The organism is Alkalihalobacillus alcalophilus ATCC 27647 = CGMCC 1.3604 (assembly GCF_000292245.2).
Taxonomy (GTDB): domain Bacteria; phylum Bacillota; class Bacilli; order Bacillales; family Bacillaceae_D; genus Alkalihalobacillus; species Alkalihalobacillus alcalophilus.
This window is the reverse complement of the sequence record NZ_ALPT02000021.1, coordinates 1-19,652: the sequence shown is the minus strand read 5'-3', so window position 1 is coordinate 19,652 and position 19,652 is coordinate 1. Positions and strand designations below refer to the sequence as shown.

Below are 19,652 nucleotides of genomic sequence, written 5' to 3'. Positions count from 1 at the left end.
GATTCCCTTTGTGGCTTTTATTCAATGGCTTTTGGCTTCATTGGCATTCTTTGATTCCCTTCGTAGCTCTTATTCAATGGCTTTCGGCTTCATTGGTTCACACCCTAACCCCCACAACTCACAATTTTCATTACCAAACCCACACCCAACAACAAAAAAAGACCCCTCAAACGGTCAAAATTAACTGACCATTTGAGAAGTCTCCTCCCTCATATCAAATCGTTATTTTTTGGCGATTCGAATACGGTTTGTTTCTCCTGCTTTTGCTGAGCCTTCTTCAATGACGATATACTCGTCATCGGCTAAATTTGTAAAGACGATTGGCGTTACAGCAGAAGTTGCTTCATTTTTCACAATGTCTAAATCAACTTTTAGTAATGGTTGCCCTTGCTCGACTGTTTGTCCTTGTTCGATTAAGGCTTCAAACCCTTTACCTTTTAAATTGACAGTATCGATCCCAACATGAATTAGGATTTCCTTGCCGCTATCTGTCTCAAGTCCAATCGCATGTTTCGTTGGGAATAAGTTAACGATTTTTCCTGATGCAGGAGCTGTCACGGTCATAATTCCGTTTTCTAACGAAGGATCGATCGCAAATCCGTCACCCATCATTTTTTCCGCAAACATTTTGTCTGGTACTTCTGTAATCGCCTTAATTTCACCAGTCATCGGTACAGCGACTTCAATGTTTTCTGCTGATACTTCAACAGTTGGTGATGACTTTTTCGTTTCAGGTTCTGCTTCAGGTACTGGTGTTCTTCCCGCAATGATATCTTCAATTTGACCTTTAATCGTCTCTGAACGTGGTCCGAAAATCGCCTGAATGTTTTTATCAATTTGCATAACCCCTGATGCACCAAGCTCTTTTAAACGATCTTTTTCTACTTTATCAATATCTGCAACTGAAACACGAAGACGGGTAATACAAGCATCTAAGTGTGTTAAGTTTTCTTTCCCACCAAGTGCTTTTAACACATTAAAAGGTAGCTCAGCTTTTCCAGCTTTCCCTTTTTTCGTATTTCCTTCTACAGCATCATCATTCTTTTCACGACCTGGTGTCATTAAGTTAAATTTCTTGATCATAAATGTGAAAAGGAAATAATAAATAACCGCAAACACTAGACCAACTAAAATGACTACCCACCAAGCTTCACGGCCTGGCAAGACCCCAAATAAGATGAAGTCGATCGCTCCACCTGAGAACGTGTACCCCATATTGATGTTAAGGAAATAAAGGATAACAAATGATAATCCATCTAAAACAGCATGGAAAAAGAATAATAATGGTGATAAGAATAAGAATGAGAATTCCAATGGTTCTGTAATTCCTGTTAAAAAGGATGTTAGAGCCGCCGAACCTAATAAACCACCGACTAACTTTTTATTTTCTGGACGTGCTTGATGATACATCGCAAGTGCCGCTGCCGGAAGTCCAAACATCATAATCGGGAATTCCCCGGCCATAAAGTGCCCTGCTGTAATTTCGACCCCATCACGAAGCTGTGCGAAAAAAATATTCATATCTCCATATACCATATTTCCAGCAAGAGTCTGATAGGTACCAAATTCAAACCAGAACGGTGCATGGAAAATATGATGTAGCCCGAATGGAATTAATAGTCGTTTAATAAAACCAAAGAAGAATACCGCAACCGCCATTGCTTCTTCCATCAAAAACTGGGAAAACATATTCATCCCTGTCTGAATCGTTGGCCATACAAAGAATAAAGCGATCCCGATAAAGAAAGCTGAAAACGCTGTTACAATCGGCACAAAACGTTTCCCTGCAAAGAACCCTAAGAAAGCAGGGAGTTCTATTTCATAGTATTTATTATAAGCCCAAGCAGCAAGAGCTCCGATAATAATACCACCGAATACCCCAGTTTGCAGTGTCGGAATACCTAGTACGAGTGCGTGAGCAGGATCTCCTCCATCCACAACCTGCTCCAAGGTCAAACCACCCATAACACCCATCGTTACATTCATAACGAGGTAACCTACTAGGGCAGCTAAAGCCGCAACTCCAGCACCGTTCGTCAATCCAACAGCCACTCCAAGGGCAAAGATGAGGGCTAAGTTGTCAAAGATAATTCCACCTGCCGATTCCATCATCGTTGCCAAACTTGTAAAAAAGTTATTCTCTAAAAACGGCATGAGGTTAATCATATTTGGATTTCTCATGGCGTTACCGAATGCGAGCAGCAAACCAGCAGCTGGTAAAATCGCAACCGGTAACATTAATGATTTTCCGATACGTTGTAACTGTCCGAAAGCTTTTTTAAACATTTCTAATCCATCTCCTTTTTAAAACTTTTTATTACAAACAACAAATGATGAAAAGATAAATTCAAAACAACAAAAAAGCATGAGTAAAAAAGCAATACAGCATGTGAATAGGGAGATAAGCCAACCAAATTATGGTTAAGTTTCCCTAGATATTCACACCCTATACAACCTTTTTCGCTCATGCCTGCTTAACCAGTAACACGGAAAATGTTCGTTTTGGTGTTTTATAAAGTTGTAAGAGATTCCAGTTAAATGGCTCGAAAAGAAATAGACTATTTTTTCGTCAACCTTTGTAAATGAAGCGTCAAATAAACCGCTTCTGCATCTGGTACAGGTCTCTTTAATTTTTGTTGCATAACTTTCATCAATTTCCATGACAAATTGTAGCACAGTGGATACTGCTCTTGCAACACCTTTTTCAAAGCTTCCTGTTCCTCCATATAATTTTCAGCCTGAACACGTTCAATCGTATGATAAATATGGCGAACAAGTCGTAAGTAGTTCATATCTTTTTTATCAACTTTTATTTTAAGATTCTCTTCAATAACTTCAACTAAATCAGCAACAAGAAGGGTTTCCTTATTAATTTCCGCAAGCTCCCTATTTGTAAGGGCACTATGAATATGGAGAGCAATAAAACCAATTTCCCCTTCCGGAATATGGAGCTTCAGCCAATCGCTGAGTGATTCGACAATTTCTTCTGCCATTGCATACTCTTTCGGATAAGCAAGCTCTGTCTCTTTACGAAACGGATTTTTTACCCCTAACCCTTCTCTAATTCGTTTAATCGCAAAAAAGAGATGGTCGGTTAATCCTACATGAATATGCTCATTTAGCTCAACTTTAAACCGTTCCTCTATTTTCGTAATGATGGCATCCATCATTTCAATAAAAGTCTCATCAACATACTCAAGTAGCTTTAAATATTGCTTTTGTTCCTCCGTATCTTTAAGAACGAAGAACTTCTCCGCACGTTCTCCAGCTACGATGTCACCAGCACGCTTGCCAAAACCGAGTCCTTTGCCGATTAAAATAATTTCTTCATAATCTGGATGTTCTGCGATAATGACATTATTATTTAACGCTTTCTTCACGTGAATCATAGTGAATGCTCCTTCATTTATTTCTTCTTTATATTGTGCACCAGTGTGTAATTATGTCAAGAAAATTAATAGACGAACAGCTGGGGATTGGGGATTTTTTCTATCTCTAAACCTCTTTTTCCCCACCCATATACTAAGAGCTCACCCTTTAATAGAGTGAGCCTCAGTCAACGAACTGCCTGCTTTTTTTCTTCCATTTTTCGTTCCTTAAGGTCTTCTTCCTTCGATTTTTTCTCAAGCATATACCCAATGGGAATGGTTAAAAAAGTTAATATCCCAACGAATATAAACGCTTCATTAATCGCTTGTACACTTGCTTGCTCGAGTGAAAAAGTACTGCTTGATGTCATAATCTGCCCTCTTCTCACTTCATAAAAGATCGAAATAAAAACAACGGCAAAGGCAGAGCTCATTTGCCTTGCTACATTATTTAAGGCAGACCCTCTTGATACTAACCGATCAGGAACAGCATTCATCCCTGTTGTGGTAGATGGCATCGAGCTAAGCCCATTTCCAATTCCACGAATCGCCATCCAAAAGATAATAAAAGCAAGTGATGTTTCAATGCTCATAAATCCCATCACCAATGTACCGACTGCGAGAACCAATAACCCAGAAGTGATAACACCCTTAGCTCCCTTTTTATCAAGAATCCGTCCTCCTACGGTCATAAAAATCCCCGTAAATAAGGCCGATGGTAAAAAGACTAATCCAGTTACAATCGCACTTAAACCAAATGCCTGTTGAATTAATAATGGAATCAAGAAAATCCCCGCAAACAAGCCAATGGAAGAGATCGTTGTCAGCAAAATACTATATGTGTAAACAGGAATTCTAAATAAACTTAAATCAAGCAAAGGCTGTTGAACCTGCTTTTCCACCTTAACAAATAAATACATCCAGATAATTCCGACGATTAATAATATTAAATTGGTCGGGTGAGTTAAATCGGCCACACTCGACATTCGTGCAAACGCAAAAAGAATACTTCCTACCCCTAACGTGACAAGAAAAAACCAACCTTATCAAATTGAACTTGACGATTTGGTGTAGTATTAGGTAAATACTTCCACGCAAACCATAAACCAATCAACCCAAATGGAGCATTTGTGATAAAAAGATAATGCCAACTTGTTGTTTCTAAAAGAATTCCACCAATGGTCGGTCCAATCGTTGGGGCCATCATCGAGGCAATTCCCCATACACCAGTAGCAAGCCCTCTCTCTCTTTTCGGAAACGCTTCAAAAATCAATGCCATCGATAATGGCATCATAATCCCTCCGCCAATTCCTTGCAAAGCACGAAAGGTAATTAAGGAGCTTAAATTCCAGGAAAAAGTACCGATAATCGAACCCACGACAAAAAGAGCCAATCCAATTAAATACGTCCTCTTTTTTCCAAAACGGTCCCCTAAATAACCCGTCACCGGTACGGTCATTCCCATTGCAACCATAAAAATCGTAATAATCCAACCAGCTGACACAACATCTGTTTCAAACACGTCTATAAATGTTGGGATAGCCGGATTAAGCATGCTATTATTTAAAATCATCGTAAATGATCCTAATAAAACAGCCACCACAACCATCCACTTTTGATTTTCCCTCATCATGAACACACCATTTCGCCTCTCGAAATTTTTATCTTTTATCCAGTATAGCATGTTTTTATAAATCTTTTTTCAAAAAGGCTTGGCTTTAATTTATTAAAAGGAAAAGAATGAAAATAGCTTCTTTCGGCAAAATAAAAAAACATCGAAAAGGAGCTGCCCATGCACACTTCAGAGATTAAAAAGGAAATATTAAACATACTTGATAAAGACAAAATTGGAACGCTGGCAACTGTTGTAAACAATAAACCACAAAGTAGATTTATGAGTTTTTACCATGACCAATTTACTTTGTATACACCGACTGATTTAGACACTCTTGAACTACTCGCCACTTAGCTAACGCTTGAAGTGGGAGATTCTTGGGAACAGAGCGTACTTGCCAGCGGATTTCTTTGCCAACAGAGGTTTCTCTTATGGACCAAGCTATCCCCGTCGATTCCTACGGTTCTGTATGTTGTTAAGCCAAGTCGAAGGTTCTTACCCCTTCGGCTAGAATATTTTTGCTGGCATTGATATCTCGATCGTGATGTTTATGGCAAATAGGACACGTCCAATCCCTTATTTCAAGAGATTTCTTGCCCTCTTGATGTCCACATTCGGAACAGATTTGACTAGATGGAAACCACCTGCTTATTTTCACAATGGTTTTCCCGTACCATTTCGCTTTGTATTCTAATTTTGATACAAAGGCAGACCAGGATACATCCGAGATGGATTTGGCTAACTTATGATTGCGTACCATTCCTTTGGTGTTCAAGTCCTCTATACAGATCAGATCGTGGTTTTTGATGATGTCTGTACTTAACTTGTGAAGGAAATCGTCTCGTTGGTTCCTGACTCTTTCGTGCAATCTAGCCACTTTGTGCTTTTGCTTCTGATAGTTTTTGGCATCAAGAAGATTCATCCCCTTGTTTTTAACCTGTAAGGCACGTCTGGAAAGTTTTCGCTGTTCACGTTTTAGCCTCTTTTCCATTTTGGCTGTGAATGTATGATTATCGATCTTGTGACCATCCGAAAAAACCGCAAAGTCCGTGATGCCTAAATCTATACCGATAGATGAATCCGTTTTCTTCAAGGGCTGTACATCTGTTTCGACTAGAATGGATACAAAGAACTTTCCGCTTGGATTTCGTCTGACTGTAGCGTTCAGAATACGCCCTTCAACCTCACGACTTTTGGCCAAGCGGACAAGACCCAGTTTCGGCAATTTGATTTTGTTGTCTACTATGGCAATGTTGCTATTTGTTTCTTTTGTGGTGTAGGATTGTACCTGATTCTTTTTAGACTTGAAGCGTGGAGCTTTCGTTTGTTTCTTGAAGAATCGAGTAAAGGAATCAGCAAGATTTTTCAGGGAGGATTGAAGGGCAATGCTATCCACTTCTTTTAGCCATACGAATTCCTTTTTTAGTTGGGTTAATTCAGCCGAACAAGAAGAATACGTTAACCCTTTACCTGTTTCTTGGTATGTATCGTTCCATTGCCCTAAAAAGCGATTAAATACAAAACGAGAACAGCCGATGGTTTTGGCAATCAGGGTTTCTTGTTCTTTGCTTGGATAGAGACGAAATTTGTACGCTTTGTTGATGAGCATTGTTTTCACCTCCGATAGGAATATATGTTCCCATTATACCCTAACAAGAATCTCTTTGGCTACCACCAACCGCCATTCATCTCCCCCTTATCGTTGGGCTTCTCCCTTCACACGATTGAAGAGGGAGTCTTCTGTCGGGAAATGATAAAGTAGAATCGATCAAACAAAACCCAAGTGTCCATATCTTAATTGGCTATACAGGCGATGGACTGCACGATTCATATTTGGAAATTGAAGGCCAAGTCGAGCTTATAACCGATTCAAAAGAGAAAGAAAAATGGTGGCAAGACAAATGGAACCATTGGTTTGATGGACCAAATGATCCCAAATATGTTTTATTAAAAATAACTCCCTCTATTTTTCGTTTAATGAATATTGGAGAAGCGACACCGAAAACATTGGAATTAAAATAAACAGCTTGTTCATTTTTACTGTTTTTATATAGGAAAAAGCACCTCCAATTATCAAGAAGACTAACAATGGGGGTGCTATTCGTCATTGAATGATTTTTTGCTTACACCGCTTCTTTTATTTGGTCTGAGTTGTTCATGTTAAATGAACGTTTATTTAACTTCATTTTAGAGCGTAAATACGGTAATACGTAGCGGTCTCCACCGTATCTTCCAGCATTAGCACTTGCGATAATAATGATAAAGGATACAAGTAACATCCAAGGGTTTGAAGAAATGGTTCCGGCAAATAAGAAAGATAGATTCATTACGGCTCCGAAGAAAGCTGCTGCAGAAGTTAGAACTCCTAAGATTAATCCAAGTCCAACTAACACCTCACCCCAAGCTACGACTAAACTGAAAATTTCAGCATTTGGAACAGCGAAGTTTTCCAAGAAGCTCACATATAATGGGTACTTCGCCACTTCACCATCTAAAACAGGATTCGCTACTGCATTTTGTAAATAACCACCTGCATTAAAACCACCAGTTACTTTCCCCCAACCTGCACTCAACCAAGCCCAACCTAAGACCAATCTCAGTACCACTAATCCCATCGCCACAATTTTATTATTCCTTAAAAATTCTCCTAACATGATTACTCCTCCTCATATTGTAATAAAAATAAAATAATTGCTTTTCTAAGTTTGTGAATGTTTTCACATGTGATTACACTCTTAGTATATGACGGATTTACTGGAAAATCTACCTTTTACAAAAACCTTCACAACTTGTTCAATATTTCACAAACTTTCTCAAAATGAGCTTTTTTATTCACTTGAGCGGCCATTACAACCTGGTTTTCGTACTCTAATTTTGGCAAATCGCATATTTGATTACCTATCTCTATTAATTCGCACTCTAATCCCTTCACACCACGAGTTTCATTACTTATCCTCTATTTTTCGCGCCCTAATTCCTGCAAAACTCAAGTTTCATTACCTATCCTAGGTTTTTCGCACCTTAATTCCGGCAAATCACAAGTTTCATTACTTATCTTAGGTTTTTCGCACCCTAATTCCGGTAAATCACAATTTTCATTACTTATCTTAGGTTTTTCGCACCCTAATTCCGGCAAAACTCATATCTCATTACTTATCCTCAATTTTTAGCACCCTGATTCCTGCAAAACTCAAGTTTCATTACCTATCCTAGGTTTTTCGCACCCTAATTCCGGCAAATCACAAATTTCATTACTTATCCTCAATTTTTAGCACTCTAATTCCAACAAATCACATGTCTCATTACCTATCCTCATTAATTCGCACTCTAATCCCGCCACAACAAAAATTTCATTACCTATCCCAACTGAACAGCAGATATTAACCTTCCGAAGCATACAAAAAAGCCCTCTCAAATGGTCTAATGACCTTAAGAGAGAGCCCCAAATTGCTCGCCATAGTCTATTTTTATCACTTTAGCCTCTTATAAACCAAGCCTTCAAACTATTATTGTGCTTCTGTTCGTTCTAGTTCTTCTTCTTGCAGTTTTTGAGCTTTTAAAACTTTACGATAGGCAATTCGAGATAACCAAATGCTGAATTCATAAAGTAAAAGCAATGGAACGGTAACCATTAAATGCGACATTAAATCAGGTGGCGTAATAAAGCCAGCGATAACGAGTAAGACAAAATAAGCATATTTACGTAACTTCGATAAGGTAGATGGTGTAACTAGACCTAATCTCGTTAAAAAAGAGACAATAACAGGTAGTTGGAACAAAATCCCCATCGGAATCGTAATTTGGAATAAAAAATGAAAATACTCGTTAATTCCATACTGCTCCGTGATGCCAAGTCGTGCTGATAAATTCCCCATAAATTGAATGATAAAAGGGAATAAAACAAAATAGGCAAAGGAAAGCCCACCTAAAAATAGGATAAAGGCAAATGGAATATAGGCTAATGTCACCTTTCGCTCATTTTCATGTAACCCAGGACTAATAAAAGCCCAAAGTTGATAAAGAATGACCGGAAAAATAAAAACAAGGGCAATGACCGTCGCAAATGTCATAAAAACCCGAAAAGGATCGGTCATTTTAAAGGCATTCATTGGCAAGCCTTGAGCCATTGGTGCATTCGTTAAATACGTGATTAATGGTGTCGCTAAAAAAAAGCCGGCAATGAACGCTACTGCAAAAAAGACGAGTAACAGGACAATTCTTCGTCTCAACTCCACAATATGGTCCATGACCGACATATTACGTGTATCCATCTTTAAACCCTTCCTGTGTTAAGAGTCTTGACGTGTCGTTTTTTTCTTACTTGTATCATCATCATCGTCATCTGCTAGTCCTTTAGTGGCTGCTTTAAATTCACGCAATGTATTTCCAGCCGCTTTCCCGAGTTCAGGCAATTTTTTAGGACCAAAGATAAGCAATGCAACAAGTGCGATAAGTACAATACTTCCTGCTGATAATGGCATGAAGGATGCACCTCCTTAATTTTTGTGAGACCTTTGTACAACCTTGTGTAGCTTCTTCTATTATACTGGATAATGCTTTAAAAAATAAACAAGAGACTGTAATTCCACAGATAGGTCAATATGGTGAACTCTCACATAATCAGGGACTGAGAGCCTAGCAGGTGTAAAGTTTAAAATCCCTTGTATTCCCGCTTCTACCAGCTTATCCGCGATGTTTTGAGCAGCGTTAGCAGGTACCGTTAAAATCGCCACTGTCACATCATCTGGGAGCTTTTCCTTCAATGTGTCAAAATGGTGAATTGTAACGTCCCCCATCTCTTGACCAATCTTTTCTTCAACAACGTCAAAAGCCATGACAATTTGGGTGTTATTATTTTTCGAAAAATTATAATGCAAAAACGCTGTCCCTAAATTTCCGACTCCGACTAAAATGACCTTCGTTAATTCATCTTGATTAAGCGTTTCCCTAAAAAAGGATAGTAGATAACTTACATTATATCCATATCCTTTTTTTCCTAACGCACCAAAATATGAAAAATCTCTCCGAATCGTGGCCGAATCTACCTTTACCGCTTCACTTAATTCGGTAGATGAAACTCTTTGCTTTCCAGAGGCCTGCAGATTCTCAAGAAACCGATAGTATAAAGGCAACCGTTTTGCCGTTGCTTGAGGTATCTTTGCTTGCTCAGACTTCATAAGCAGCCCTCCCTTTTCTCTTACACCTTACCCCATACTTAACTTTGAAACATCCTTATTGTACATCATTTTTCCTCTGATGTAACCATCTAGACTCAATAGTCAATAAGTTGTTGAAAGCGTCCATTTAAGCTACACTAATAAGTAGTTATTGAATATTTCAACTTTATTCTACTTAGTAAAGGAACGATAAACAAAAGCGTTTTTTTGGGAAGGGATCTTAAATGATTATTTTACAATGCGTCAATATCTCAAAATCTTTTGGTGCTGAACCAATTTTATCAAATATAAAGCTAGAAGTACAAACAGGGGAAAGAATTGCCTTAGTTGGAAGGAACGGGGCTGGGAAATCAACTCTTTTAAAAATAATCGCAGGACAGCTCTCTTATGACGGCGGCGATATTATTAAACCTAAGGAAGTCGAACTTGGATATCTAGCCCAAGATACCGGCTTAGAATCAACTCTTTCCATTTGGGATGAAATGCTAACCGTATTTGCCGCATTAATTGAAATGGAACAAAAGCTGAGAACACTCGAGCAACAAATGTCTGATCCAAAGCTACAACAAGATGAAATCGCCTACTCGAAAATTTTAAGTGAATACGATGAGTTGCAAATTATCTTTAAAGATAAAGGTGGCTATCAGTACGAAGCCGATATTCGTGGCGTGCTTTCTGGATTAAACTTCTCTTCTTTTCGTTATGATACGAAAATTTCGAACTTAAGTGGTGGACAAAAAACCCGTTTAGCTCTAGGGAAACTTTTATTAACAAAACCTGATTTATTAATTTTGGATGAACCAACCAACCATTTAGACATCGAGACGTTAACATGGCTTGAGCAATATTTATCCAATTACAAAGGGGCTATCTTAATCGTCTCACATGACCGTTACTTCTTAGACCAAGTCGTTGGACAAGTTGTTGAAATCTCTCGAACGAAATCGACAAAATTTCCGGGGAACTACAGTGCTTATTTAGATGAAAAGGCCAAACGATATGAGTTAGAGTTAAAACAATTCGAGAAACAACAAGAACAAATTGCTAAGCTGGAAGACTTTGTGCAAAGAAATATCGCACGTGCCTCAACAACGAAAAGAGCCCAAAGCCGTCGTAAACAACTCGAGCGAATCGACAAGCTTGATCGACCAAGTGGCTCGGAAAAGTCGGCAAACTTTATCTTTGATATTGATAAACAAACGGGGAATGAAGTGTTACGTGTTTCTGATTTAGAAGTTTGCTATGACAAGACGCCAATTTTCTCTGAATTATCCCTTGAAGTCAATCGCGGCGAAAGTGTAGCTGTTGTTGGACCAAATGGGGCCGGGAAATCGACCTTGCTCAAGACGCTCACAAAACAATTAAAAGAAACAAGGGGCACGATTAAATTAGGAAGTAATGTGAAAATTGGCTATTACGATCAGGAACAAGCGAAGCTACATTCGAATAAACAAGTGCTACATGAGCTTTGGGATGAGTATTCCCTCCATCCTGAAAAAGAAATTCGTACGGTGCTTGGAAACTTTTTATTTAGTGGTGACGATGTTCTCAAACCCGTCTCTAGCTTAAGTGGTGGAGAAAAAGCTCGGCTAGCTTTAGCGAAGTTGATGATGCAAAAGGCCAATTTTCTAATTTTAGATGAACCGACCAACCACTTAGACCTTGATGCAAAGGAGGTGCTTGAATCCGCCCTTATTGATTACCCTGGAACGCTTCTTTTCGTTTCACATGACCGTTACTTTTTAAATAGGATTGCCACTCGAGTCACTGAACTTGATTCTGGCACAGCCATCGACTACCTCGGTGATTATGATTATTATATTGAAAAGAAAGCGGAAAATAAGGAACGTATTCGTTTAAGGGAAGCAGAAAATACTCCTGAGGAAAAACAGGCAAAAACAACTTCTTTTACGCGTGATAAAGAAGTGAAACGTCAAGAGCGACAAAGACTAAGACGAATTGAAGAAATTGAAACAACGATCGAAAAGTTAGAAATAGATATAGCAGTAGGCGAAGAACTTCTATGCAATCCAGAAGTATATGCCGATCACGAAAAAGCTCTCGAAATTCAAACCAAGATTGACGAAGCAAAAGCGGCAACTGAACAACTTATGGAAGAATGGGAAACATTACAAATCGAAAGTTAAGCAAAAACCACCTTGAACAGTTAGACATTAACTGCTAAAGGTGGTTTTCCTTTTTTCTTTATGACGAACTTTCCGTTGTACTCTCCTTTTCTTTACGATAATCCAACTCAGAATTCATCGTCACTTGAAAATTTTCTAAAAGCCAATAGCAATAAGAAGCAACAACACAAAACATCGAAGTTGCGGCGGCTACAACACCAGAATCATTTAATAAAAGCAGCGCAATCGATGCGATCACTCCAGCTTGTAGAAAAAGTCTTTTTCTAACATCCAAAAATTGCTTTCTCGTTCTCCAGATCAGCACGGCGACAACGAGATAGCTCGTCGCAAAAAGCAACGTCCAATTAGAATGCCTCAGAATTTTATAATTCATCGTCAGTTTTCTAATGATCATATCTTGGATATAAACAAAATCGCCACTAAGCAACCGTTCAAAGGCTAATCCAATATGGCTTTGTACTCCTAACAATTGCATCATATACAAGAGAACAACTCCTCCAATTAGAGCAAAGAAACCTGCCATCCACAACGTTTTCGTCTGAATTGAGCCACTATACATCTTCATTACAAGTACAGCATAAGCAATTGCGGCCGATAATGTTCCACCTGCATTGGTCCCATATGCTTGTGAAGCTAGGACAAATAGTAAAAATAGCAGCACTGTTGAAACGAGAATGAGATCCGTTTTTTTCCTGCTTAAAAAATGAACAAGCATCGCCATAACTGCAATAATATACACACCGCCATACTCATTACCAATGCCATAATACCTCGCCCCAATAATCGGATCAAACCCTAAATAAGAACGTTGAATCAAGGCACCCCCTGTTAAAACATCGACTGTAAGAGCAACAAAAACAAGTCCGGCGGCAACTGAAATAGGCACTTTACAAAAACGGTAAATAAGAAAGCCTAATAACATCGAACAACCGATTAAAAGAGCTAAGAAACCAACCTCATTTAAATAGCGGCTGAAAGGAACCAATAGAAGGAAAAATAATAAAGAACACCAAGCCGCCAGTAAAGTCACCTTAACCCACATTAAAGCAAGTTGATTTTTCCGTAAAAAAATAAACACAAAACCAGCCGCAAAAAGTAAAGCAACAAGACTCAATATAAAGATGGAGAGTACCCGTGATCGAGTTTTAAAAATTTGGACAATGTGGCTCACTTCTGAAAAAAGTCCTTCATGAGACAATCTTTCTGAATGCTCGATCACCATCGGTTTGCCCGGTAACATTAAATCCTCTTGTGACAATTTCAGTTGTGATAAAACCGTTGGAACAAAATCAATGCTGCCTACTAAATATGTTTGCCTTGTTGTTGGTGATGTTAAAAAGCCACCACCGTCCACCTCTTCCCCCCAATAAAAAACAGGGGCGAGCTGCTCTTTACGTTGAAAAGAATCCGTGTCCATCATTGGAGCTAGTAACCAAACAGAACTTTGCGACCCACCAATCACTTCCTGCAAAAAATCTTGCAACCGAGCTAATTGTCTCTCTTTTACAGCTTGATAATGACTTGGTTTCATTTCCGCTTTTAATTGATCTAATCGAAAAAGATCCCCCCATTCAATTACAAAAAAGGAACGATTCACTTCATTGCGTCGTTGATTTAACTCATTGAGAATAAATTCTGTATCCATTTCCATCGCAAAAGGAGCATAACGATTGGCCTTCACAGCACTGGCTAATACCCCATCGGTTTTCCCTTCATTATCAATGGTTAATAGCGAACCATACCTTATTTTGTTGTCAATTGTATCGCTATGACCTAAAACAAATCGGTCCACCTCACCTTCTTTTAACATTTGTCCAAGATGACCTATTTTTGCACGGTAGGAAGTGTTTGCATTAATCGTTTGCAGTTTGTAAAACAAGGGATGTAATAGTGCCCCCGACGTTTCCAAACCTTCTTCTCCTATTACTTGCAACATCACTTCTTTTAATGGAACACCTTCAATCGTTTCATCTACTTCATATGCATTCCACATCTCCACACCTTTTGCCTTCGCTCCAGCAGCAAGTGTGACCATATTATTCAAATATTGATAAGCACCATCTGGTCGAACATTCATCGCTCCGATATTCGCTTTCGTCCATAAAAAAGGTTCCTCTTCCTTTTCAATTAATGCTTTGGCATCTTCAAATGAAAAGTGTGGAACTATGACTATAGTATGATGTTCAGAAGCAGAAAGGTCAGTCGTTGCAGCTTCGCCAACCGAAATAACAATAAAAAAGAAAAAAGAATAAGCGGGATTACTTTTTTCAAAAACATACGTTCTACCTTTCAATATTTTCTGACATATCCACATTACCCACAACTTTATACACAGGACAAATCCTATTCCTATCATACTTTTTATAATAATCCACGATCCACCCAAGGTTATCCACATTTTCAGTTAACCACAGTTAACCTCTTTTTAAATCAGCAGTTTTTTTACGTTACCCACATTATCCACAGTTTTGTTAACAACTTTTGTGCACAACTTTCTTGACTATAAGACTGGGTCTTTTCTCTTTAGTATGACTCAATTTCTGCCATCTTATGTAAGAAAACTTGTTTCAAAAGACTATTTTTTTAAAATTATTTCTCCTACTATATAAAAGGGATTTTTTTACTATTTTATAGTATCATTAGGAGTAGACTTCACTTCCAAGTAACAAGTAGTTGAGCAAAGAAGAAAGGAAATACCGATAAGAACCATCAATTATAGAAAAGGGTGAGAATATTGAAATTATCAATCATTAATAGCATAAGAACAAATAATTTTCATGATCAACAAATTTTGCAACGAATCACCGAAATGTGGAAAGAGGCTTATAATAAGCTCAATGAAAAAGATTGTATTAAATACGGGGTCTATTATGAGTATGAAAGCAATTATAAAGGCGATTATTCATTAAGCGTTGCAGTTGAAAATAACAACGCGGGACCTTTTATAGAAATACCAAAAAGCGAGAGCTACGATATCTTTAAAGTCGATACAACAGAAGAACAAGGTATCTTTAATACTTGGAAGAAAATCTGGGAACAAGAAGAAGCGGGGACATTAGAGAGAGCTTATTCATATGATTTTGAAAAATACTACCCTAACGGAGAAATTGAAATTCACATAGCGATCGTAACTAGTAATCCCTCTTTTACTTAGTAGAATAGGTGAGCTACTTCTTTCGCTATTCCTTTCTTTACTGATTCCACCATTACAAAGAATACAAAAAACCGCTCTTTTGAAAAAATGGAGTTTTACACAACCATTTAAAAAGAACGGTTTTTTTACTTAAAGGCTCACTGTTATTGACTTTCCAAATCTAATCCGGGGTTTCCATTTAAGGCATAATCACTAAATTGCTGGCGCCTGAACTTCAAACTGGCTGCCGCTCCAATCATTGCAGCGTTATCCGTACATAATGAGAGTGGTGGAATAATTAATTCAACTTCAGAATCGGAAAATGTAGTCTCTAACTCGTTTCTAAGTCCGCTATTAGCTGCCACTCCACCCGCTAACAAAAGCTGCTTTACCGGATAATTTTCTGTTGCTCTTTTTGTTTTGGTGACAAGTACATCGATTACACTTTCCTGAAAACCGCGAGCAACATTTGCTGGATTAACTTCTCTTCCTTTTTGTTTCTCATTATGAACCGTATTAATAACAGCCGATTTTAAACCACTAAAGCTAAAATCATAAGAATCTGGTTCAAGCCAAGCTCGCGGTAATTCAACCGCTCGTTCACCTTCAGCTGCTAAGCGATCAATATGTGGACCGCCTGGATACGGTAATCCTAACGTCCGAGCGACTTTATCATAAGCTTCCCCGACAGCATCATCTCTAGTTTCTCCAATGATTTCAAATTGACCTTCTGATTCCATATAGACGAGCTCTGTATGTCCACCTGAGACGACAAGAGTAAGTAATGGATATTGAAGCTCTTTCACTAATTGATTCGCATAGATATGGCCCGCAATATGATGGACACCGATAAGTGGCAGTTGATGAGCAAATGCAATCGCCTTTGCCGCATGAACCCCAACTAATAACGCCCCCACTAGTCCTGGTCCCTCTGTGACCGCAACAGCGGATAAATCTTCAAACCCGACATTAGCATCAGACATCGCTTCTTCAATAATTAAAGTAATTTGTTCCACATGATGCCTTGAGGCTACTTCTGGAACAACACCACCAAAACGTTTATGACTTTCAATTTGCGAAGAGACGACATTACTTAAAATCGTATCACCCTTTTCAATCACAGCTGCTGAAGTTTCATCACAACTCGTTTCTATCGCTAAGATTAGTTCCCGTTCTTTTATCATAATTTCACCCACATCACTAATGCATCTTCTTGATTATCTGCATAATAATTTTTTCGAATTCCACCTGGCTGAAAACCTAATTTTTTATATAAATTTTGTGCGACGATATTGGACAAGCGAACTTCAAGAGAGATACGATTTGCCCCCATTAACTTCGAGTAGCTAAGGGCATAATCAAGCAATTCCTCTCCGTATCCGTGACCACGAAAATCAGAGTGGACGGCAATATTCGTTACTTGAGCTTCTTCTGTAATAATCCAAACCCCACAATACCCAACAATCTTTTCGTCTTTTTCATATACTAAATAGTGAGCAAATTTGTTAACCTCTAACTCCTGCTCAAAAACCTCATGTGTCCATGGCGTTGTAAAAGCATTTTGTTCTACTTCCACAATTTTCTCAATGTCATCCTTTATCATAAAGCGTATCGATGCTTTATTTTGTTCAATCATGGCTTTTCGCCTCTTGCTCTGCTTTCCATTTCACTTCTGCTTCAGCTAATTGCAAGTATTGCGGTGTTACTACGTGAACATTCGCCTCAGCTTCTTTCTTTTGACCGAGTAAACCCAGTTCTGTTGGCCTTGGTAATTGAACCGACACTGGAGCAAACTTCGCTTTATCACCAAGTGCCTCGACAATCACATCTCGGTGCAATTCCACATCTTGGCCGACAAAAAGAACAGAGTCCCCCTCTGCTTTTAAAACAGTAAGCCAATCACTTAACAACACAAGCTTGTCCGAACCAAGTGGTTTTACCTCATCCCCGTACGCTTCATAAAGTCCCGTATACACTTGACCTCTTCTCGCATCGATTAATGGAACAATCTTATTTGGATAAAACCTCCCTGCTTGTGCCATGACCTCAAGACTAGATACCATCACGAGCGGAATATTTAATGACCATGCTAATGTTTTCGCTGTTGTGACACCAATTCGAACCCCTGTATAAGAACCTGGTCCATTTGCAACAACGATCCGTTCTAGCTCTGTCGGTACGATATTTAACTCTTCCATTAACTTTGAAATAGCCGGCATTAAGCGTAACGCATGATTTTTTTTGCTATTGGTCACAATCTCTCCTAGTACACGCTCACCGTCCATAATAGCGACGCCTAGGACAAATGATGATGTATCAATCGCTAACACTTTACTCATACAATGATCTCCTCACATAATTGCTCAAACTCCGCCCCAATCGGACGAATCACGATTTTTCGTTCTGTATCTCCTACACGGAAAATCTCAACTTCTAAACGTTCTTTTGGCAGTTGCTCTTGAATGCGACTCGCCCATTCAACAACAGTAAGCCCTTCCCCATAAAAATACTCATCTAAACCTATATCTTCACTACTATCATCTAAACGATAAACGTCCATATGATAAAGAGGCATCTTTCCCTTATACTCTTTTATAATCGTAAAAGTAGGGCTATTAACGACTCTTTTCACACCAAGTCCTTTAGCTAACCCTTTCGTAAAATGGGTTTTTCCTGCCCCTAAGTCACCTTCTAATGTAAGGACCGTTCCTGGTTTCAAATACTGCCCTAATTTTGTCGCAAAGTCCATCGTCTCTTCCGGTGAACTTGTCTTCTTCATATATTCATTCATTTTTATCACCTTTTTTGAAAATGGTTATAACCTTTTCGATCCAGTTTACCCTTTTTATTGCGATCCTTTAACCAAACTTCTGGTTTTCCCTCATAAACTTTGCCGATTGCTGTTAATCGTATTCCTTTTTCTTTAAAAAGTTGAACCAATTTTGGGAAAGCCGTTTCCGAAGTCGTTCCGATTAGTTGAAAATCTTCCCCACCAAATAAGGCCCACTCCAAAGCTTGTTCTCTCGTTTTGTAACTAGTTGTTAATTGACCTGGCAAACACTGAGCATCGATTTCAATCGTCACTTGACTTGCGGTCGCTAATTCATTCGCTTCACTTGCAACCCCATCACTAACATCATTTAAAGCAACTCGTTCCTTGATTTCAGCCAAAATTCGCCCCGCTTCAATTTGCGGTTTCGGTTCTTGGTGAATTTTGACTAATGTCATCTCTTCTTCTGTATAAGGACCTTCTAATCCCCTCTTATTTAAGAGGTCTAGCCCCGCAGCCGAGCCCCCAACTTCACCAGTTAAAAAAACGATATCACCAGGTTTAGCCACACTTCTTAAAAGCATTTTTCCTTGTTCCACTTCACCTGTAGTCGTAATTGTTAACACAAGTGCTGAGTTTGTTGAAACCGTATCTCCACCAATTAAATCAACATTATATCGCTCTGCTAATTCATTCATTCCTCGATAAATCTCCTGCAACTCCTCTTCATTCCATGTAGACGGAACCGCAATGGAAACGACAAAATATCGTGGAATAGCTCCCATAGCCGCAATATCGCTTAAATTAATCGCAAGTACTTTTCGACCAATTTGATAAGGAGTTAATGTATCCTTCCGAAAATGAATTCCCTCAACCATCGTATCAACACAAATGACTTGATTAAACCCCTCAGTCGCCTGATACATGGCCGCATCATCACCAATCCCAACGACTAAGCCTTCTTGTTTTGTTCCTGTTGGTGTCACACTATCAATAAAAGCAAACTCATCATCCACAATCCATTCCTCCTATACACAGCTAAAACCGAAGCACAATCATCTCTCAACAGTTTAGCCGATTTTTTGTAGGAATCCTAGTTCAAAGAGTTAATCTATCAAGAATTTGCACCCTAATTTCGGATTTGCTTGGTTTTTATTACCTATTATGATTTATTCGCACTCTAATCTTGAGTTTGCTTGCTTTTCATTACCTATTGCACATAATTCGCACTCTAATCTTGGATTTGCGTGGGTTTCATTACCTATAAAATAATTCGCACCCTAATCTTGGATTTGCGTGGGTTTCATTACCTATTACAATTTATTCGCACTCTAATCTTGGATTTGCTTGCTTTTCATTACCTATTACAATTTATTCGCACCCTAATCTTGGATTTGCGTGGGTTTCATTACCTATAAAATAATTCGCACCCTAATCTTGGA

General features: G+C 38.7%; 19 protein-coding genes. 4 read left to right on the top strand and 15 right to left on the bottom strand.

What is annotated here, in order from left to right; translation table 11 throughout:
• Nucleotides 1-222: 222 nt before the first annotated feature.
• The 4 genes from ptsG to BALCAV_RS23230 all read right to left on the bottom strand — a co-directional run bounded on the left by ptsG (nucleotide 223) and on the right by BALCAV_RS23230 (nucleotide 4,998).
• Entirely contained in the window at nucleotides 223-2,286 is a 2,064-nt protein-coding gene (ptsG, locus tag BALCAV_RS07615; RefSeq protein ID WP_004428817.1) for a glucose-specific PTS transporter subunit IIBC, read from the bottom strand.
• 272 nt (nucleotides 2,287-2,558) lie between these two features.
• On the bottom strand, nucleotides 2,559-3,389 hold the full coding sequence (gene glcT / locus BALCAV_RS07610) for a glucose PTS transporter transcription antiterminator GlcT (RefSeq protein WP_004428818.1): 831 nt from the start codon (nucleotides 3,387-3,389) through the stop codon (nucleotides 2,559-2,561).
• A 167-nt stretch (nucleotides 3,390-3,556) separates the two neighbouring features.
• On the bottom strand, nucleotides 3,557-4,345 hold the full coding sequence (locus BALCAV_RS23235; protein WP_326938298.1) for an MFS transporter: 789 nt from the start codon (nucleotides 4,343-4,345) through the stop codon (nucleotides 3,557-3,559).
• Between the two features lie 41 nt (nucleotides 4,346-4,386).
• On the bottom strand, nucleotides 4,387-4,998 hold the full coding sequence (locus BALCAV_RS23230) for an MFS transporter (RefSeq protein WP_326938297.1): 612 nt from the start codon (nucleotides 4,996-4,998) through the stop codon (nucleotides 4,387-4,389).
• Between the two features lie 162 nt (nucleotides 4,999-5,160).
• Here BALCAV_RS23230 and BALCAV_RS22020 point away from each other — a divergent pair, with 162 nt between their 5' ends.
• Entirely contained in the window at nucleotides 5,161-5,337 is a 177-nt protein-coding gene (locus BALCAV_RS22020) for a pyridoxamine 5'-phosphate oxidase family protein (RefSeq protein WP_004428820.1), read from the top strand.
• A 121-nt stretch (nucleotides 5,338-5,458) separates the two neighbouring features.
• Here the strand turns inward: BALCAV_RS22020 and tnpB are convergent, their stop codons facing one another.
• Entirely contained in the window at nucleotides 5,459-6,592 is a 1,134-nt protein-coding gene (gene tnpB, locus BALCAV_RS07595) for an IS200/IS605 family element RNA-guided endonuclease TnpB (protein WP_040323778.1), read from the bottom strand.
• A 131-nt stretch (nucleotides 6,593-6,723) separates the two neighbouring features.
• Between tnpB and BALCAV_RS07590 the strand changes: the two genes are divergently transcribed.
• On the top strand, nucleotides 6,724-7,005 hold the full coding sequence (locus BALCAV_RS07590) for a pyridoxamine 5'-phosphate oxidase family protein (RefSeq protein ID WP_081939227.1): 282 nt from the start codon (nucleotides 6,724-6,726) through the stop codon (nucleotides 7,003-7,005).
• 101 nt (nucleotides 7,006-7,106) lie between these two features.
• Here BALCAV_RS07590 and BALCAV_RS07585 read toward each other — a convergent pair whose 3' ends face one another.
• The 4 genes from BALCAV_RS07585 to BALCAV_RS07570 form a co-directional block, all read right to left on the bottom strand.
• Complete coding sequence (locus tag BALCAV_RS07585) at nucleotides 7,107-7,637, bottom strand: DoxX family protein (RefSeq protein ID WP_003323456.1); 531 nt, start codon at nucleotides 7,635-7,637, stop codon at nucleotides 7,107-7,109.
• Between the two features lie 852 nt (nucleotides 7,638-8,489).
• Nucleotides 8,490-9,254 carry a twin-arginine translocase subunit TatC gene (gene tatC, locus BALCAV_RS07580; protein WP_003323457.1) on the bottom strand — a complete coding sequence of 255 codons (765 nt, stop codon included), beginning with the start codon at nucleotides 9,252-9,254 and terminating at the stop codon, nucleotides 8,490-8,492.
• A gap of 18 nt (nucleotides 9,255-9,272) precedes the next feature.
• Nucleotides 9,273-9,464: a twin-arginine translocase TatA/TatE family subunit gene (locus BALCAV_RS07575; RefSeq protein ID WP_003323458.1), complete on the bottom strand. Its 192-nt coding sequence runs from the start codon at nucleotides 9,462-9,464 to the stop codon at nucleotides 9,273-9,275.
• Between the two features lie 60 nt (nucleotides 9,465-9,524).
• Nucleotides 9,525-10,160 carry a redox-sensing transcriptional repressor Rex gene (locus BALCAV_RS07570; RefSeq protein ID WP_003323460.1) on the bottom strand — a complete coding sequence of 212 codons (636 nt, stop codon included), beginning with the start codon at nucleotides 10,158-10,160 and terminating at the stop codon, nucleotides 9,525-9,527.
• 224 nt (nucleotides 10,161-10,384) lie between these two features.
• On the opposite strand from BALCAV_RS07570, the gene BALCAV_RS07565 reads away from it, so the two are divergent.
• Nucleotides 10,385-12,307, top strand: a complete 1,923-nt coding sequence (locus BALCAV_RS07565) for an ABC-F family ATP-binding cassette domain-containing protein (protein WP_003323461.1) — start codon at nucleotides 10,385-10,387, stop codon at nucleotides 12,305-12,307.
• A 58-nt stretch (nucleotides 12,308-12,365) separates the two neighbouring features.
• On the opposite strand, the gene BALCAV_RS07560 is transcribed toward BALCAV_RS07565, so the two are convergent.
• The gene (locus BALCAV_RS07560) at nucleotides 12,366-14,600 is read right to left on the bottom strand and encodes a hypothetical protein (RefSeq protein ID WP_040323777.1); all 2,235 of its coding nucleotides are present in this window, start codon (nucleotides 14,598-14,600) and stop codon (nucleotides 12,366-12,368) included.
• 441 nt (nucleotides 14,601-15,041) lie between these two features.
• Between BALCAV_RS07560 and BALCAV_RS07555 the strand changes: the two genes are divergently transcribed.
• The gene (locus BALCAV_RS07555) at nucleotides 15,042-15,461 is read left to right on the top strand and encodes a GyrI-like domain-containing protein (protein ID WP_003323463.1); all 420 of its coding nucleotides are present in this window, start codon (nucleotides 15,042-15,044) and stop codon (nucleotides 15,459-15,461) included.
• Nucleotides 15,462-15,604: 143 nt separating this feature from the next.
• Here the strand turns inward: BALCAV_RS07555 and tsaD are convergent, their stop codons facing one another.
• From tsaD to thiL, 5 genes are read right to left on the bottom strand one after another with little or no spacing between them, the layout of a single operon-like run.
• Nucleotides 15,605-16,624 (bottom strand): tRNA (adenosine(37)-N6)-threonylcarbamoyltransferase complex transferase subunit TsaD, encoded by a 1,020-nt coding sequence (gene tsaD, locus BALCAV_RS07550; protein WP_003323464.1) that lies wholly within the window; start codon nucleotides 16,622-16,624, stop codon nucleotides 15,605-15,607.
• Entirely contained in the window at nucleotides 16,621-17,076 is a 456-nt protein-coding gene (gene rimI, locus BALCAV_RS07545; protein ID WP_003323465.1) for a ribosomal protein S18-alanine N-acetyltransferase, read from the bottom strand. Before rimI ends, tsaD begins: the two co-directional genes overlap by 4 nt.
• The gene (gene tsaB / locus BALCAV_RS07540; protein ID WP_003323466.1) at nucleotides 17,069-17,779 is read right to left on the bottom strand and encodes a tRNA (adenosine(37)-N6)-threonylcarbamoyltransferase complex dimerization subunit type 1 TsaB; all 711 of its coding nucleotides are present in this window, start codon (nucleotides 17,777-17,779) and stop codon (nucleotides 17,069-17,071) included. Before tsaB ends, rimI begins: the two co-directional genes overlap by 8 nt.
• A complete protein-coding gene (gene tsaE, locus BALCAV_RS07535) occupies nucleotides 17,776-18,231 on the bottom strand; it encodes a tRNA (adenosine(37)-N6)-threonylcarbamoyltransferase complex ATPase subunit type 1 TsaE (protein ID WP_003323467.1) in 456 nt (151 codons plus the stop codon). The genes tsaB and tsaE overlap by 4 nt, the downstream gene beginning before the upstream one ends.
• 5 nt (nucleotides 18,232-18,236) lie before the next feature.
• Nucleotides 18,237-19,226: a thiamine-phosphate kinase gene (thiL, locus tag BALCAV_RS07530; protein ID WP_003323468.1), complete on the bottom strand. Its 990-nt coding sequence runs from the start codon at nucleotides 19,224-19,226 to the stop codon at nucleotides 18,237-18,239.
• Nucleotides 19,227-19,652 lie beyond the last annotated feature (426 nt).